The sequence below is a fragment of the Acinetobacter sp. OYA S30 genome (assembly GCF_033599315.1).
Classification (GTDB): domain Bacteria; phylum Pseudomonadota; class Gammaproteobacteria; order Pseudomonadales; family Moraxellaceae; genus Acinetobacter; species Acinetobacter baumannii.
The window spans coordinates 1-17,834 of sequence record NZ_JAWVAV010000054.1 but is presented as its reverse complement, the minus strand read 5'-3'; the positions used below and the strand labels follow the sequence as shown (position 1 = coordinate 17,834).

Below are 17,834 nucleotides of genomic sequence, written 5' to 3'. Positions count from 1 at the left end.
AAAAAATTAAGTTTGAGACCTTTATCTCCAAGAGATCCAAAACAGCCGCATAGAGCAGCGACTCCCCTCGAATTATTGTTCGATTTAATTTTTGTGGTCGCGATTGCAACAGCAGGTCAGCAGTTACACCACGCAATTATTGAAAATCATCTCTGGCATGCTCTGCCAAGCTACCTGATTGTATTTTTTGCGCTGTGGTGGGCATGGATGAATTTTTCATGGTTCGCCTCAGCTTACGATAATGATGATGCATTGTATCGATGCCTTACTTTTGTTCAGATTGTAGGTTCATTGGTGATGGCCGCAGGTATTCCTGATGTGTTTCGTAGTCAGGATTTTGACATCATTATTGTGGGCTATGTGATTATGCGCTTGGCTTTAGTTACTCAGTGGCTCAGAGCAGCAAAACATGATCCTGAACGGCGAGTTACGGCTTACCGCTATGCGATAGGTATAGTCTTGGTACAAATTGGCTGGCTTGTAGCTAACTTTGCTCATGTCCTTTCTATATCTCTATTTTTATGTCTAGTTGTGTTCGAGTTATTTGTTCCCATCTATGCAGAAAAACATTCGCCTACGCCGTGGCATCCTCACCATATTGTAGAGCGCTATGCTCTCCTCACCATTATTGTTTTGGGCGAATCAATTGTAGGTAGTTTTAATGCCATACGTGATGCGCTTGCGGCTCAATCTATCAATATTCCGGCTGTTTTTTTAATGATTGGCGGATTAATGTTGATGTTTGCAATGTGGTGGGCTTACTTTGATCGCAGTGAACAACATCATCATTTTAAAGGTGTGCGTCCATTTGTATGGGGTTATGGCCATTATTTTGTTTTTGTGAGTATTGCTGCCGTAGGTGCTGCGCTTGCCGCCGCCGTGGATGTTACTACCCATCATGCACATATCTCTGATTTATATATGGGTGTGATTGTTGCTGTGAGTGTGGTGCTTTATACCACTTGTATCTGGATGTTATACGAGTTTGAGTGTTTAGCTGGAATTTCTAAATGGTTTTATCCTATTACCGCATTTATTATTTTATGTATTCCGTTTATTTGTAATAACGTGGGATATAGCGTGTTTGCGATGGGTATAGTCTATACGTTACGTTTATTCATCTCGAATAAATTTATGGAAAATATAGAGCCAAAACAGGTTTAAAAAATAATTAAACTAAAAAACGGGTTTCAATGTGAAACCCGTTTTTTATTGAGTCATCTAGAGCGAAAGTTAAGCAGCTTTTGCTTTTAATGCGCTCATAAGTTTTTGATGTAAGCCACCAAAACCACCATTCGACATAATTACAACGGCATCACCCTCACCTGCTTCATTGACAATACGTTCAATAATCTCATCAAGTGAGCGGCTCACTTGGGCATGGTTAGTCGCAGCTTCAATCACAGGTTGTAAATCCCAATCTAGGCCTTCTGGCTGATACCAGATCACTTCGTCTGCTAAACGTGCAGAATGTGCCAAGCCATCTTTATGGCTACCCATGCGCATGGTATTTGAACGTGGCTCAATAATGGCCCATAAACGACGTTCGCCTAAACGTTTACGTGCGCCATCTAAAGTCGTGTCGATTGCTGTTGGATGGTGAGCGAAGTCATCATAAACCTCAATACCATTGATCGTGCCGAGTAACTCCATACGGCGTTTTACACCGCCAAAGTTAGACAAAGCTTCACATGCCTTTTCAAGCGAAACGCCCACATGTTGAGCCGCTGCAATGGTTGCTAAAGCATTCGCTACGCTATGTTGCCCTGTCATGCTCCATTTCACTTCACCAACGGAATTGCCATTTTCGAGGACTTTAAAATGGCTGCCATCAATTGAGATTAATTCGGCAGATAAAGCAGCTTTTTCATTTGCTTCTAAACTTGTACGAATCACTGGCGTCCAGCAACCCATTTCAAGTACTGCATCAATATGCGTTTCAGTAATTGGCGCAATAATACGGCCTTCACTTGGAATAGTACGCACAAGATGATGGAACTGTTTTTGAATTGCTGCTAAGTCATCAAAAATATCGGCATGGTCAAATTCAAGGTTATTTAAAATCGCCGTTTTTGGATGATAGTGAACAAACTTAGAACGCTTATCAAAGAAAGCTGAGTCATATTCGTCGGCTTCAACGCAGAAGTATTTGCCACCACCTAAACGAGCACTTTCACTAAAACCCAGTGGTACACCACCAATTAAAAAGCCTGGGTTTAAACCAGCCTGATCAAGTACCCAAGCCAACATGGTTGTTGTAGTTGTTTTTCCATGAGTACCCGCCACACCAAGCACATGTTTGCCTTGTAAAACGTGATCGGCAAGGAACTGTGGACCAGAAATATATGGCAGGCCTTCATTAAGCATATATTCCACGGCATCAATACCACGTTTCATGGCGTTGCCGACAATAACCAAGTCCGGATGAGGCTGTAAATGGCTACGGTCATAGCCTTGCATGAGTTCAATACCTGCGTTTTCTAACTGGGTAGACATTGGCGGGTAAACATTTGAATCGGAACCTGTTACCTTATGTCCTAAATCACGAGCTAAAAGTGCTAAAGAGCCCATAAAAGTGCCACAAATACCCAAGATATGCAGATGCATTGCTCGCCTTCTCCACTGCTTTTGTACACAGTATTAATGTGAATTACTGTGTTTTCATTATTGATAAATTTGCCAGCAAAGATAGCAAGGCTCAACTGGAAAAGATAGTCAAAATTCGTTGTCGTTCTATGTGTTTGAGGCACTCATAAAAGTACAGCTTTATTTTTTAGATTTAAGCTGAATTATAGTTTTATCTTTTATAATGTTTTTGATCCATATTAATACTTAAATCATCGTGACGATGAAGGATGTGCCTTTGAGCCCAACGGTTTTAGCTTTTGTGCTATTAATTATTTCGAACTGTTTTATGACACTTGCATGGTATGGGCATCTTAAATTTTTGCACCATGCTCCATTCTGGCAAGCGATTTTATTCGGTTGGATTATCGCCCTACTGGAATATAGTTTTATGATTCCAGCAACTCGAATCTTGAGTGATCAAAACTGGACCTTGGGTGAAATGAAAATTACCCAAGAAGTAGTCACTCTCATTGTATTTGTGCCATTCATGGTGTTGCTGTTTAAACAGCCGTTCAAGCTAGACTATGTTTGGGCTATGTTATGCCTGTTTGGTTGTGTCTATTTTGTATTTAGAAGCCAGTAAAATTATCTGAAATTGGGTTTTCAGACAGATCGTTGTTAAATCCATCGGAATCATGCTTTTTCCACATAAACTTGGGCTTTGGGGTGAGTGAAAAAACAGCTATAATATTGGCCTCATCTTTTTCTCTCATGCTTGGCTTGGTACAAGTCGAGTTTTTACCATTTTTACGCTTTGGAAATGCCAATGAACGCGGTCGCAACAGATACCCAACCTTTAGTCGGAATTATCATGGGTTCCCAGTCCGATTGGGCAACGCTTGAACATACTGCCAATATGCTTAAACAACTTGGTGTCCCATTTGAAGCGGAAGTGGTATCTGCTCACCGTACTCCGGACCGTTTGTTTGAATATGCAGAAACTGCGCGTGATCGTGGTATTCAAGTGATTATTGCAGGCGCTGGTGGAGCTGCGCATTTACCAGGTATGTGTGCGGCAAAAACTGATTTACCTGTGTTGGGTGTACCAGTTAAATCATCAATTTTAAATGGCGTAGATTCATTACTTTCAATTGTACAAATGCCAGCAGGTATCGCTGTAGGTACTTTGGCAATTGGTCCGGCTGGTGCGACCAATGCTGCGATTATGGCTGCTCAAATCTTGGGTTTAACTCGTCCTGAAATCGCAAAAAATGTTGCAGATTTCCGTGCTGCACAAACTGATAAAGTTGCAAGCAACAATATTCCGGGACAGGTTTAAGAGGCTGAAATGGATAAAACTATCGGTATTTTTGGTGGTGGGCAATTGGGCCGTATGATGGCGCAAGCAGCTTTACCATTAAATATTCAATGTACTTTTTTTGAAGCAAATACAGATTGTCCAGCAGGTGTTTTAGGCCAAGTTTTTTCTAGTCAAGATGAACAAGGTTTAAAGCAGTTTATTGAAAGCGCTGATGTTTTCAGTCTTGAGTTTGAAAATACACCTGTTGCAGATGTAGATGTGTTAACACAAACTAAAACACTGCACCCTCCCCGTATTGCTTTAGCAACTGCGCAAAATCGTTTGTCAGAAAAAGCATTGTTTGATGAACTTGAGATTCCTGTTGCGCCGTATCGTGCTGTAGATAGTCTAGAAAGCTTGAAAAAAGCTGTTGCTGAGCTTGGTTTGCCGATTGTACTTAAGACTGCAACTGGCGGATATGATGGCAAAGGTCAGTTTGTACTTCGTTCCGAAGACCAAATTGATACAGCTTGGGCAGAGCTTGGTCCTGCAAAAAGCTTAGTGGCTGAAAGCTTTGTGAAATTTTCTCGCGAAGTTTCGATTATTGCAGTACGTGGTCAAAATGGTGAAGTGAAGACTTGGCCATTGGCTGAAAACCACCATCACAACGGTATTTTGTCGCACTCAATCGTACCTGCACCGAATAGTGAAGCTCTACAACCTGTTGCTCAAGACTACATTACGCGTTTGTTAAATCATCTCAACTATGTAGGTGTGCTAACTCTCGAGCTATTTGTGACAGAACAAGGCTTGTGTGCAAATGAGATGGCACCACGTGTGCATAACTCAGGTCACTGGTCAATTGAAGGTGCTGTATGTTCACAGTTTGAAAACCATATACGAGCTGTTGCAGGGTTACCATTGGGGTCAACAGACGTTGTTCGACCAACGGTTATGATCAATATTATTGGTCAGCATCCTAAAACTGAAGATGTTTTGGCACTAAATGGCGCTCATCTGCACCTTTATAACAAATCGGAACGTGCTGGCCGTAAGTTAGGCCACATTACGTTAATGCCTGTGGATAGTAATGAATTGACGAATTTATGCCGTCAGTTAGCGAAAATTTTGCCAGAACCACTCGCTATAACAGATGATATGATCATTTAAATAAGTTAAATTTTCTAAAAAGCGATCTTCGGATCGTTTTTTTTGTCTTTTAAATTTAAAAAATATTAAAAACCTGTTATTTGCTCACTGTGGATAACTTTTGTTGAGCTTTTGAATTTAAATATAGGCCCTAACTTTGAATTTAAAAATGAAATAAGTTGTTTTGAGAGTTTTTGAATTTAAAATAAGTTATCTCCAATACTTAAAGTTTGAATTTAAATCTGGTACTCCAGCTTGTGTTTGTTTTGAATTTAAAAAGATGTATGTCGTCTGAATGATATTTTGAATTCAAAACTGCGCCTGACTTTTAAATTTAAAACGTATATTCATGAGTAGCCAAGGGTTTGTACTTCACAAGAGTTATGAAAAGCATAAAGAATATAGTGTGTAAGGCACTTTAGGTGTGTGGTTTTATGAGTTATCCACAAGTGGATGGGGCTTGGATTTTTAAATTTAAAATGAAGTTTTTGAATTTAAATTAGAGGGCAGATTTTGAATTTAAAACTCTGGAAATGAATTTAAAGAAGTAATTATGAATTCAAATTTACGATTTCTCTCTGAAAAATTTGAGTCCATAATGGTATGGTACTTACAAATTTAAATTTAAAAATTGAACTAGGATAATATGCGACGTTTTTCTTGTATTGTTGGGTCTGTATTTTTGGCGATGACCCAGGCTCAAGCAGAGCTGGTAATTAATGGTTCTACAATATCTAGTAATGCGACTGTTCCAGTAACGAATAGTGATACTTATACGCCTAATAATAATTTCCAGAGCTGTTTGGCAAATTTACGTTCACAGGCTATTGCTGCTGGTGTTTCAGGTAGCACTTATGATCGCTATACGCAAAATTTAACACCAGATTACTCGGTGATTGATAAGTTAAATTACCAACCAGAGTTTTCGACACCGATTTGGGATTATTTGTCTGGTCTGGTAGATGAAGAACGTGTTGCACTTGGAAAACAAAAACTTGCACAACACCGGGATGTTTTAAATCGTGCTTCTCAAGTGTACGGTGTGCCTGCTGAAACCATTGTAGCGGTATGGGGTGTTGAAAGTAATTTTGGTGATATTTCTGGAAAATATCCTTTATTACAAGCTCTTGGGACTTTAAGTTGTGAAGGGCGCCGACAAGGTTATTTTCGTACCGAGTTTTTTGCCACAATGCGTATTTTACAGCGTGGTGACTTAACTGAAGATCAACTTAAAGGTTCGTGGGCAGGAGCATTTGGTCATACTCAATTTATGCCATCAACTTATGAACGCTTAGCGGTTGATTTTGATGGAGATGGCCGACGCGATTTAGTATCGAGTACTGCAGATGCATTGGCATCAACGGCTAATTTCTTGAATAAAGCAGGTTGGCAGACGGGTATGCCTTGGGGCTTTGAAGTTCAAATTCCAGCAGGCATGTCAATTGATGGAGAAGGACGACGCTCGAAAAAACCATTAAGCAGTTGGAGTGCGCGAGGAGTAACACGGATTGATGGTTCGCCACTAATACAAGGTCCTTTGTCTGGTAGTACGCCAGCCGGTTTAATGGCTCCAGCAGGACCAAGTGGACCAGTATTTTTAGTATTTAAGAATTTTGATGCTATTTATAGTTACAACGCTGCGGAAAGTTACGGGCTGGCAATTGCACATTTGTCTGATCGCTTAAGAGGAGCAGGTCCATTTGTTAGCTCTTGGCCAACTGATGATCCTGGTACTTCACGTGCAGAGCGTCGCGAAATTCAGCAATTTTTGATTAATCGTGGTTATGATATTGGTGCTGTTGATGGATTGATTGGCGATAAAACCCGTGTTGCTATTCGTCAGGAGCAAACCCGTTTAGGTTTAAATCCAACAGGACGGGCAGGGCAACAAATTTTACGTGCATTCCGCCAAGAACAAGCACGAAAAATGATGCAATAAAATATTAAATAAAAAAGGTCTGCATATGCAGACCTTTTTTATTAAACAGCTAAACTATAGATTGATCTAGCTTAACTGCTTCCAATATATCAAAAATAACTGAGGTAACATCTTGGCTTAAATCACGGTCATTAAAGATTTCATAAGCAGTAATTGTGACATCTGTATCACTTGGTAGCTGCTTTTGTTCTTCTTCAATTAGGTGCTCGATAGGCAATAATGTCTGCTTAACTTCCAGATGTAAAATATCTTTATATTCAATATTTTCATCTTCAAGCTCAATTTCTTGCTCATTGAAGTAAGGTAATAAAATAGAATGAAGGTAAGGTTTAAGTTCAATAATATCAAATAGTTCGATATCTCGAGTTTGCTCAATCGTACTAATGTGATCATTTACTTCAATCAGGATATGATAATAACTCATCTTGATCTCCATTCTATTTTAGACGGCTCTTACAATCACAATAACATGACTTTGACATGAATTTCGATGTATCTATTTATAAAATAGATACATCGTATGAGTTCAGTATCTAATTATTGAGGTAAAGCGCTTAATAGATCACGATCAGCATCAGTTAAAATATTACTTTTTTTATCGCTATCTTTTCGAACTGAGTACATTAAAGCACCCGGTTGATCACTATGTTTTAAGCCAAGTGCATGGCCTAATTCATGAGCAATTGTTAAACGTAAATCATCAATAAAACTATATTCATAGATCATGATTTGTTTACCGTTATAAATACCTTTCTTAAATACATCAGCTTGGGCATTTTGCTTAAACTGATTTAATGATTGGTTGAATTCATCATTAATCTGGTTAAAGTGAGTAACCTTTTTATTTAAGTCTGCAGCTTGCTGATTATAAGCAGCAATATCTTTCTTTAAAGCAACTGTCTGTTTTTGTAAATCTTTCTGAGTTTTCGAAAGTGATTTTGCAGTGTATTCAGGTGCTAATTTTCCTTCCTTAAACTGCATCATCTGTTGATCAAAATTCTTCAATTTCTCATTTAAGATCTGTTTTTTATTTTCAAGATCCGATTGAGTTTGACTTAAATTTTGCTTCAACTGTTTAATTTGTTGTTGCTCATCAATTACACGTTGTTGGTCTTGTTTGAACTGAGAAGCGATTTTTTGACGCTCTGCTGAACGATTTTGGCTGTCATCGTATATACAAGACGAATTTCTAACTTTGCATTTGGGTCATAAGTAAAGTAATTTTTACCTGTACCTTCTTTCCAAATATCAGCAGCTTGCTGTGTAATCTGGATCAATTGCTCTTGACTTAAACCAAAACGAGGGTCAACTTCAGCAATTTTATATGTCAAATGTTGAACATTTTTTTTCTGAACTTGGGTGTGTAGGGGAGTCGCAAGATTAGCATTAGCCTGAAAATTAGAAAAAGCAAAGGCCATGCCTAATAACAAAGAAGTTAAACGCATAATCAAAGGGGGAGATTTGAAAAAAACGTATTATAAGAATATAAAATGAAAAATCAATCAAAAAATATACAATTTCGACAAAATAATGAGACCTGCGTCTCATTATTTTTTACCAAATGCCAAATTATTTTTTAGTAAAAATTGAATAGTTTTTATTTTATTTAGTTTATTTAATTAGTTAGTTTTAATGATTTTCATCATTTGAACCATATAATGTAGCCAATAGATCTAAATCTGAATTTGTTAATTTGAAGTTATGAATATCCTGCTCTCTTAAAAGAGGGTACATCAAAGATTTAGGATCATCGGTGTGTTTTAAACCTAATGCATGTCCAAACTCATGAGCAAGAGTTAGGCGCAAATCATCGAATGAAGTAAAGCCATAAATCTGAATTTGATTTTGACTAAACAAGCCTTTATGAAAAGTTTTTGAGCCAGAAGTCGTGCTCAAATTAAATTGCTCAATAGATTGATTAAGCAGGTTTTGTTGTTGATTTATTTGCTTAATTTGTCTATTAAGCATTTCTATTTTATTGCTATGTTGAGAAAACTTTGTTTGTAATTCTAACGAAAGCTGGCTTAACTCAGCTTGGCGTTTGTTTAAACTGCTTTGAGTAAATTGCCCATAGTTTCCTTGATTAAAAAGAGATACATCTTTTTGATATTGTTCGAATTTATAATTAAGATTCTCTTTTTCTTTATTCAAAAGAGAGGTTTCCTGATCAATTTGTTGTTTAAATAAAAGAATAGCTTTATTTTTCTCTCTCCATTCTTCCTGCTGCTTTAATATCTCATTTATACTATTTTTTCTTTCATTTTGAGTAGCTTGTTGATTGTCCAATACTAAATTAATAGTAAGCTCTGCTTGAGAATCATAAATAAAATAGGTTTTCCCAGTTTCTTTTTGCCAAATTTCAGCTGCTTCTTTACCAATTTGAATAAATTGTTCTTTCGTTAATTCAAAACGTGGATCTATATAATCCATCCTATATTTTAAAGGCTGATTAAAAGAAATATTTGATAAATTGCTTTGAGCAAAAGCAGCTACCTGTAAGCTTATACTGAAGTATAGACTTATTCCCCACCATAGAAATTTTTTCATGGCAAAAATAAAAATATAAATAAATTCTTATTGTTAGGATGTAATCCTTATTCGTCAAAGTGATAAAAATGACCAGAGATAGCGATTGTTTTGTGATCTTGCTAAAGAAAGAGAATAAATAAATACATGTGTTTGGCATTAATGGAAAAATTAATGGATTTCATAACAGTGATTTTAATTTTTTAAAATATCTATAAATAATAAATAGTTAATTTTTATGATTGGCTATTTTGCCCATTAAGTTTATGAAAATATATAAAAAATATTATTGTTATTTTTTGTAAATAATAAAAAACCGCGCCTTCGCGCGGTCTTTTTTAAAGAGACAAATTATTTTTTGTCATCTTTTACTTCAGTGAACTCAGCATCTACAACGCCATCGTCTGCTTTTTGTTGACCAGCATCACCACCTTGGAATGCATTTGGGTCGAAACCTTCAGCACCGCCAGCTTGTTGCGCTTGTTCATAAGCACGTTGAGTGATCGGCATTAAGATGTTTTGTAAAGCTTCAGTTTTCGCTTTGATTGCTTCAACATCATTTTCTTTTGTTGCTGCTTCAAGTTCAGAAACTGCTGTATTTACCGCTGTTTTTTCATCTTCAGTCACTTTGTCACCAAGATCTTTAACAGCTTTGTTTGAGCTTGAAATTAATGCATCAGCTTCGTTACGAGCTTTTGCAAGTTCTTCAAACTTACGGTCTTCTTCAGCATTTGCTTCTGCATCTTTAATCATCGCTTCGATTTCAGCATCAGATAAACCTGAGTTTGCCTTAATCTGGATCGATTGCTCTTTACCAGTGCTCTTGTCTTTTGCAGACACTTTCAAGATACCGTCAGCGTTAATATCGAAAGATACTTCAATTTGTGGCACACCACGTGGAGCAGGTGGGATGTCACCTAACTGGAAGTTACCCAACAATTTGTTTTGTTGAGCCATCTTACGTTCACCTTGGTAAACTGAAATATCGACCGCTGGTTGGTTATCAGCAGCAGTAGAGAACACTTGTGATTTCTTCGCAGGAATCGTTGTGTTTTTCTCAATGATTGGTGTTAATACACCACCCATTGTTTCAATACCTAAAGTTAATGGTGTTACGTCAAGAAGCAATACGTCGTTCTTGTCACCAGACAATACAGCACCTTGAATTGCAGCACCGATTGCAACTGCTTCGTCAGGGTTCACGTCTTTACGTGGCTCTCTACCGAAGAATTCTTGTACTTTTTGTTGTACAAGTGGCATACGAGACTGACCACCAACTAAGATGACGTCAGAGATGTCAGAAGTCGAAAGACCAGCATCTTTAAGAGCAATCTTACAAGGTTCGATAGTACGAGCAACTAAATCAGCAACTAAACCTTCAAGTTTTGCACGAGTTACGTTGATCACTAAGTGTTTAGGACCAGTCGCATCAGCAGTGATGTATGGAAGGTTGATTTCAGTTGCATTCGAAGAAGAAAGCTCGATTTTTGCTTTTTCAGCAGCTTCTTTCAAACGTTGTAACGCAAGTGGATCGTTTTTCAAGTTTACGTTTTGTTCTTTCTTGAATTCTTCAACCAAGTATTCAATTAACGCGTTATCGAAGTCTTCACCACCAAGGAAAGTATCACCGTTAGTTGATAACACTTCAATTTGTTGGTCGCCATCAAGATCCGCGATTTCAATGATAGATACGTCAAATGTACCACCACCTAAGTCGTAAACTGCAACTTTACGGTCGCCTTCTTTTTTGTCCATACCGAACGCAAGTGCAGCAGCAGTTGGTTCGTTAATGATACGTTTAACATCTAAACCAGCGATTTTACCCGCATCTTTAGTTGCTTGACGTTGAGCATCGTTAAAGTAAGCAGGAACAGTAATTACAGCTTCAGTTACTGTTTCACCTAAATAATCTTCTGCAGTTTTTTTCATCTTTTTCAAGATTTCAGCAGAGATCTGTTGAGGTGCTAGTTTTTTATCGTTTACTTCAACCCAAGCATCACCGTTGTCTGCTTTGATGATTTTATAAGGTACAAGACCGATGTCTTTTTGTACTGCTTGATCTTCATAACGACGACCAATTAAACGCTTGATCGCGAATAATGTATTTTTAGGATTTGTTACTGCCTGACGCTTAGCGCTTTGGCCCACTAAGATCTCGCCATCTTTATACGCAATGATCGATGGAGTTGTACGTGCGCCTTCTGCGTTTTCGATTACTTTTACTTTATCGCCTTCAAGTACAGCAACACATGAGTTGGTAGTACCTAAGTCAATACCAATAATTTTTGCCATTTGGTGTGTTCCTCTAAAATTCTGTTGCAATGTTTTTGCTTGTTATTCGATATGAGAGTCAATCGGTTTTTTTCAAGCATTTTTATGAAAAAAAATCAAAAAACTCTCAAATTCTTGGGCTTTTAGCAAAGAGATGCTTTGCTTTTGCTCATTTTATTGACCAACCATAACCATAGCAGGGCGCAATAAGCGGCCATTTAAGGTATAGCCTTTTTGTAAAACGGTACCGATTTCATTTGCTTTTGCATTTGGATCAATGCCAACAGCTTGGTGTAAATCTGCGTTGAAACCATTTTGAGTATCAGCTTCTACAACGCCAAATTTCTCAAGAGTCGTTAAAAGTGACTTTAAGGTTAACTTAACACCTTCAAGTACAGGCGTTTCTTCATCGCCAGCTGCCTGAATTGCGCGTTCTAAATTGTCGACAGAGTCCAACAATTCTTTTGCAAATTTCTCAAGCACAGTCTCTTTATGCTTCTCAGACTCACGCTGAATACGCTCTACACTTTTTTGTGCTTCGTAAACTGCATTGGCAGTACGAGCTTTTTCAAGCTTAAGATTTTCTTCTAGTTTAGTGATTTGCGCTTGTAAAGATTCAACGGTAACGTCGTTTGCTTGCTCTACACCTTCAGCCTGAGTTTGCTCGTTAGATTGCTCAACTTGCTCATTTTGAATGTCTTGAGCTTGCTCGTTTTGCTCATTAGCCATTGATGATCTCCGTTTAAATGGGTTTTTAAACATGTACAGTCCTTTTTGGCATCAGTATTTACTGTGTAAAACCTGAACTGCCATGCATATGCTGTAATTCATTAATAGGGATGAAGTATGGGCATTGCCTAAAAATTCAAGCGTACACGGCAATTTAAAGCTTTTAATTTTGCGGTTTTAAGTAAAAATCTAAATTTTCGATCATAAAAGCTATAAATTCTTGAGTGATTCGGGGTAAATGTTGTCTAGAGGCATACACGACCGACAAACTTAACTCGGGGGCCGTAAAATTTTTAAATAAAGCTTTTAAGCGTTTTTCTTTTAAATCTTTCTCAACTAATAATGTAGGCAACATTGCGACTCCCTGTGCATGTAAGCACATATCGTAAAGAGCATTCACATCATTACTTTTAAAAGTGACATTTAGAGGATAGTTCTGAGGTTGTTGCTCATTATCAAAAAGTGTCCAGAATTGATGTTGGCTATGATGTGCAATACATTCATGTTGAATGAGTTGACGAGGATGGAGTAGGGGACTGTGCTGTTTTAAATAATCAGGATGAGCACAGAAAACGGATTCGATTTGACAAACTGGCCGTGCAATTAAACCATCTGCGACTTTTTGAGTAATGCGTAGTGCCAAGTCCACTTGTGCATCTATAAGATCCATCGTGCTTTCAGTCAGGTATACATCAAACTGAATATGAGGATGCTGTCTCTTAAATTGCCGAATACATTCCGCAACCCCAAGTTCAAATAGAAATAATCCGCATGTAAAACGGATTGTACCGTTGTGTTGTTCAGGTGCTGCGAGTTCTTGTAAAAGTTGTTGCTGCTGTAAAATATTTTCGCAGTAGAGCAGAGCTTTTTCACCTGCGGGTGTAAGAGATATTTTTCGGGTATTTCTCTGAAATAGTCGAGTTGAGAACGTATGTTCAAGGTGCTCAAGATAACGCGAAACCATTGCACGAGAATAATTAAGATGCTCTGCGGCTTTAGTTAAATTACCGTGTTGTGCAATAGAAACAAAGACCTGAATGGCTTTTAAAGTATCCATATGTCTAGCTATTATTACAATATATGCAACAGTTTATCTTAAATTAGTGCGTTTATCTTACATAAATTGCAATTTAAAGTGTTCTTCATGAAACAGGAGAATACCTAATGAAATTATTTAAATTATCCGCTTCCGCACTTGCTACTGCTACAGCATTAACTATGGCTCAGTCAGCTTTTGCTCAAGATCTGAAAATTCAGAGTTTTCTGGCTAAACCAGAGCACTTTGGTGTCACCTCAACCTTAATAGAAGGCGACAAAGAAGTTTTACTGGTTAATGCACAATTCTCAAAATCTGAAGCATTACGTATTGCTGCAAATATTCTCGATAGGGGTAAAACATTAAAAACTATTTTCGTAAGCTATGGCGACCCGGACTATTATTTCGGCTTAGATGTATTTAAACAGTATTTCCCGAATGTACAGATCATTGCTACGCCGGAAACAGTAAAGCATATTCAGGATACTCAAGCGCTTAAAGTTAAATATTGGGGGCCACAAATGGGTGCAAATGCACCTAGCCAAATTATTGTGCCTCAAGCTTACACTGCTAAAACTTTAAAACTTGAGAATGAATCAATCGAGATTAAAGGTAAAAAAGAGCTTACTTATTTATGGGTTCCTTCTGCAAAAGCAGTTGTGGGTGGTATTCCGGTATCTTCAGGTATTCATTTATGGATGGCAGATACACCTAAAACCAAAGATCGTGTGGAAGTCATTCAATCTTTAGAAAGCATCAAAGCACTGCAACCTAAAATTGTTGTACCTGCTCATATGGTTGAGGGAGCTCCACAAGGTCTAGATGCCGTTAACTTTTCGATTAACTATTTAAATAGTTATGAAAAAGCAGCTAAAGCAACTAAAAATGCTACTGAGCTGAGCAAGCTCATGCAGAAGCAATACCCAACGCTTCAAAGTGTTGATAGCTTAGAGCTCGGCGCTAAAGTGGTAAAAGGTGAAATGCAGTGGCCATAATCTAGCGTTTAAGCCATATTAACTTTCAAGAAAGCCGTGACAATTCACGGCTTTCTTACAGAAAAATCAATTTTAAAAGTCAAAAAGCTCTGTAACAATCTACGCAACTTGTATTGCGTTTCTATAAAGGGAAATATTTTGAATATATCTGTCAAATAGAGAAAAAATAAAAAATTGATAAAATTAAACAAGTGCTTATCTATAGTTTCATTTATAAAATAATATAGTTGATTTAAGAAAGTAATTTTAATAAAAAATTGCAGAATTTGTACCGCTATTACTACAAAAGACAACCAATGATACGCACGTTGAGAAAAAAAATTGTGAATTATAGGCAGCGCGAAGATGAACTTTGCATTTAAATGTTTGTCGTAATGAAAGGAAAGCTATCATGAAAAAATTAGGTCTTATCTCTGTAGTACTTGCTGGTGTTGCATTTACAGCTGTTGGTTGTGCATCAGAAGCTGGTTTAAACGCTTCTGGTTCTGCTCAAACAAGTGCTAGCCCATCTGGCGTACAAGCTGGTGTTGGTGTAGATGCAGGTGTTTCTGGTCAAGCTCAACCAGGTCAAGTTGATGCTGGCGCTTCTGGTTCAGTTTCAGGTTCTGCAGCTGCTCAGTAATTTGCTGCTAAAAATAAGAGATATGAGTTTATAGAACGTATATGTTCAAGATGCCGATACATATATGAAATGAGCTGCTACTCATTTTTCTATAAATTAGAGAGAATTTATATTCCTCAAAAAAGCCCCAAGAGACTTATTGCTTTGGGGCTTTTTATATAGAAGTAGTATGTTTAGTCATCATGACGATAATCTCTATGATCATGATCTCGGTCTTCTAAGCGTTTCTTCTCCCATTCACGGTGTCGTTTTTCCCATTCACGACGGTCCTTTTGCTGTTCACGAATATCTTTGCGTTGTTGTTCATATAATCTTTTACGCTCTTCCCAACGTTTGCGTTCCCACTCATTATATCGACGTCCATCGTTACGGTCATAACGATCGTCATCATGATCATGGTAACCATAACCACCGCGATAATAAGGATCATCTGTATAAGCAACACAGCCTACAGTTAAAAGACTGGTTGCTAACAAAGTAACAACTAGTTTTGCTGACATAGCAGTACCTCTTTTTGTCTGTTAACAATAATTGGTAAAAAAGTCCTGTTTTAAACGACAGATTTGTTAATGACATTTGCTATAAATCAGATTAGCGTAGATTGGTTTTTACCTTTGTATCTTGATTGCATGAGTTGTATGCGAATATAGTCAAACAACAAAGAATTCTGTAGAAAATATGAAGGATAAGAGGGATTCAAGGAGACAAGCATGACAGCATTTAATCAAAAAATTCAAACATTGCTAGATAAGGGGCAAGGTCCTGCTGCTCGAGCACTTGATAGGTTACCTCGACTAGCTCAAGAGTCTCTCGCTAAAATTTTAGGATACTCTTATCAATATCCAGATCTCGATTCATTTACGAAATGCATGATGGCTGTGCAAATTAAACAGGGGAGAGTGGGATTTATTGGTTCAGACCCAATTGAATCAAGAAGAGCATTCGATGCACAAATGCAGGCCATACGCCAAAAACCAACTGATATTGAGTTAGTAGAAGATATTCGCTTACCCCTACAAAGCGGGACTATCTTTGCTAGACATTATCATCCTGCCCCTAACAAAAAATTGCCATTGATCGTGTTCTATCATGGAGGTGGTTTTGTTGTAGGTGGTTTAGATACTCATGATGAGGTTTGTCGCTTATTAGCAAAATATGCAAAAGTACAGGTGCTCAGTATCGACTACCCTTTAGCACCTGAAGTTTCACCACAACATTTAATTCAATCGTGTGAAGATGCATTAGCTTGGGTTTATCAAAACCGCAGACAATTAAAAATATTAAAAAGTAGAATTGCTGTCGCAGGGGATAGTGCTGGCGGAAATATTAGTACTGTTGTAGCGCAAAGATCAGTAAATAAAGCTTATGCTCCGCAGGCACAATTATTGATTTATCCTACAGTCGACTTCAAAAGTAGACATCCTTCATTTTATGCTTATAACGAAGGGTTAGTCTTAACAAATACTGATATTGACTATGTCACACAGTATTATGCAACTCATCATAATGTAGAACTTGATGATCCAATAATTTCACCTACCTATGGCAATCTAAAGAAAAACCCGCCCGCTTTTGTGATTACAGCGGGGCATGATGTCTTACATGATGAAGCTAAAATATATAGTCATAAGTTAAGACAAAATGGTGTGAAAATGCATTATGAAGAATTTCCGGATCAGACCCATGGCTTTATTAACCTGACTCCGATTTCTAGAAAAGCAAAACGTTATACGATCGAAATTAGTAAAAACTTTAGAAAGTTTTGGGATAAAAACAGTTAAGTAAGCTGATTAATCCATGTTTCACGTGGAACGTGGATTAATATAAAAGCTATATAAAGCTATTAATAAATACTCACTAGAATTGTTTGCCGTAGGCGATTAGATTTAACGGTTAATTATTTATAAAGTTGTTGTAGGGCAATATGAAAAAATTACTGATGTTGTTGTGTTTAGGAGTAAGTAGTCACTCAGTGTGGGCGAATACCTTAGTTGAGATGCAAACAAATTTAGGCAACATCGAAATAGAGTTATACGATGATAAAGCACCAATGAGTGTGAATAACTTTAAAGGTTATATAAAATCTGGTTTTTATAAAGAGACCATCTTTCACCGTGTCATTCCAGGATTTATGGCTCAAGGTGGCGGAATGACTGCGAACATGCAGGAAAAGACAACACGAGCACCTATTAAAAACGAAGCAGGAAATGGTATTGCAAATACACGAGGTACTTTGGCGATGGCCCGTACTTCAAATCCTGATTCAGCAACTAGCCAGTTTTTTATAAATGTTGCAGACAATAACTTTCTTAACCGTTCACCAGGAAATCCCGGATATGCTGTTTTTGGTAAAGTGGTCAAAGGAATGGATGTAGTTGACCGTATTGTTCAGGCTCCTACATCAAACTATGGCATGCATCAAAACGTACCAAAACAGCCTATAAAGATAGTAGATATAAAAATCAAAAATTCTCAAAAATAAATTAACCATATAAATCAGTTATTTAATTATTTTTAAAATTTTATTTGGCTGAAAAAGAACCGGTCGAGCGCGCATATTTATAAAAGTGCTTGCGTACCGGTTTTTTTTCCCTATAATGCACTCATCCCGACGCGATACACGAGAATATCTTAGCTTACAGGGTTAAGATGAAGGTTTTGTATTGCGTTGAATTCTGTCTCTGATGAGGAGCAGAAAA

Annotated in this window: 15 protein-coding genes and 2 pseudogenes; 9 read left to right on the top strand and 8 right to left on the bottom strand. The window is 37.5% G+C overall.

All coding sequences use genetic code 11. The annotated features are described in order from the left end of the window. Positions 1-1,164: low temperature requirement protein A (locus R5R67_RS17515; protein ID WP_318755043.1), on the top strand; the 1,164-nt coding region annotated here is incomplete at its 5' end. Between the two features lie 69 nt (positions 1,165-1,233). On the opposite strand, the gene mpl is transcribed toward R5R67_RS17515, so the two are convergent. Further along, positions 1,234-2,607, bottom strand: coding sequence for a UDP-N-acetylmuramate:L-alanyl-gamma-D-glutamyl-meso-diaminopimelate ligase (mpl, locus tag R5R67_RS17510; protein WP_005120719.1), 1,374 nt, complete (start codon positions 2,605-2,607; stop codon positions 1,234-1,236). 241 nt (positions 2,608-2,848) lie between these two features. Here mpl and R5R67_RS17505 point away from each other — a divergent pair, with 241 nt between their 5' ends. The 4 genes from R5R67_RS17505 (at position 2,849) to R5R67_RS17490 (ending at position 6,956) form a co-directional block, all read left to right on the top strand. Then, positions 2,849-3,211, top strand: coding sequence for a DMT family protein (locus R5R67_RS17505; RefSeq protein ID WP_004711246.1), 363 nt, complete (start codon positions 2,849-2,851; stop codon positions 3,209-3,211). Positions 3,212-3,394: 183 nt separating this feature from the next. Beyond that, the gene (purE, locus tag R5R67_RS17500; protein WP_000994663.1) at positions 3,395-3,907 is read left to right on the top strand and encodes a 5-(carboxyamino)imidazole ribonucleotide mutase; all 513 of its coding nucleotides are present in this window, start codon (positions 3,395-3,397) and stop codon (positions 3,905-3,907) included. 9 nt (positions 3,908-3,916) lie between these two features. After that, positions 3,917-5,038 carry a 5-(carboxyamino)imidazole ribonucleotide synthase gene (locus R5R67_RS17495; RefSeq protein ID WP_005120717.1) on the top strand — a complete coding sequence of 374 codons (1,122 nt, stop codon included), beginning with the start codon at positions 3,917-3,919 and terminating at the stop codon, positions 5,036-5,038. Between the two features lie 625 nt (positions 5,039-5,663). Further along, a complete protein-coding gene (locus R5R67_RS17490) occupies positions 5,664-6,956 on the top strand; it encodes a lytic murein transglycosylase (RefSeq protein ID WP_005120715.1) in 1,293 nt (430 codons plus the stop codon). Positions 6,957-7,005: 49 nt separating this feature from the next. Here R5R67_RS17490 and R5R67_RS17485 read toward each other — a convergent pair whose 3' ends face one another. The 6 genes and pseudogenes from R5R67_RS17485 to R5R67_RS17460 all read right to left on the bottom strand — a co-directional run bounded on the left by R5R67_RS17485 (position 7,006) and on the right by R5R67_RS17460 (position 13,539). Continuing rightward, entirely contained in the window at positions 7,006-7,392 is a 387-nt protein-coding gene (locus R5R67_RS17485) for a hypothetical protein (RefSeq protein WP_001985173.1), read from the bottom strand. 101 nt (positions 7,393-7,493) lie between these two features. Then, positions 7,494-8,504 (bottom strand): annotated as a pseudogene (locus R5R67_RS17480) (matrixin family metalloprotease). A gap of 81 nt (positions 8,505-8,585) precedes the next feature. Continuing rightward, on the bottom strand, positions 8,586-9,503 hold the full coding sequence (locus R5R67_RS17475; RefSeq protein WP_005120713.1) for a matrixin family metalloprotease: 918 nt from the start codon (positions 9,501-9,503) through the stop codon (positions 8,586-8,588). 330 nt (positions 9,504-9,833) lie between these two features. Then, on the bottom strand, positions 9,834-11,774 hold the full coding sequence (dnaK, locus tag R5R67_RS17470) for a molecular chaperone DnaK (RefSeq protein ID WP_001062605.1): 1,941 nt from the start codon (positions 11,772-11,774) through the stop codon (positions 9,834-9,836). Between the two features lie 153 nt (positions 11,775-11,927). After that, positions 11,928-12,482: a nucleotide exchange factor GrpE gene (grpE, locus tag R5R67_RS17465; protein ID WP_001262789.1), complete on the bottom strand. Its 555-nt coding sequence runs from the start codon at positions 12,480-12,482 to the stop codon at positions 11,928-11,930. 128 nt (positions 12,483-12,610) lie between these two features. Next, positions 12,611-13,539 (bottom strand): annotated as a pseudogene (locus R5R67_RS17460) (LysR family transcriptional regulator). 107 nt (positions 13,540-13,646) lie between these two features. On the opposite strand from R5R67_RS17460, the gene R5R67_RS17455 reads away from it, so the two are divergent. Together R5R67_RS17455 and R5R67_RS17450 are read left to right on the top strand one after the other, a co-directional pair. Continuing rightward, complete coding sequence (locus tag R5R67_RS17455) at positions 13,647-14,513, top strand: MBL fold metallo-hydrolase (protein ID WP_005120710.1); 867 nt, start codon at positions 13,647-13,649, stop codon at positions 14,511-14,513. Between the two features lie 391 nt (positions 14,514-14,904). Beyond that, positions 14,905-15,135 carry a hypothetical protein gene (locus R5R67_RS17450; RefSeq protein ID WP_005120708.1) on the top strand — a complete coding sequence of 77 codons (231 nt, stop codon included), beginning with the start codon at positions 14,905-14,907 and terminating at the stop codon, positions 15,133-15,135. Positions 15,136-15,308: 173 nt separating this feature from the next. Here the strand turns inward: R5R67_RS17450 and R5R67_RS17445 are convergent, their stop codons facing one another. Beyond that, the gene (locus R5R67_RS17445) at positions 15,309-15,635 is read right to left on the bottom strand and encodes a hypothetical protein (protein WP_001274775.1); all 327 of its coding nucleotides are present in this window, start codon (positions 15,633-15,635) and stop codon (positions 15,309-15,311) included. A gap of 210 nt (positions 15,636-15,845) precedes the next feature. Here R5R67_RS17445 and R5R67_RS17440 point away from each other — a divergent pair, with 210 nt between their 5' ends. Continuing rightward, a complete protein-coding gene (locus R5R67_RS17440) occupies positions 15,846-16,916 on the top strand; it encodes an alpha/beta hydrolase (RefSeq protein ID WP_000123589.1) in 1,071 nt (356 codons plus the stop codon). A 143-nt stretch (positions 16,917-17,059) separates the two neighbouring features. Beyond that, positions 17,060-17,617, top strand: a complete 558-nt coding sequence (locus tag R5R67_RS17435) for a peptidylprolyl isomerase (protein WP_000735167.1) — start codon at positions 17,060-17,062, stop codon at positions 17,615-17,617. Positions 17,618-17,834: the final 217 nt, after the last annotated feature.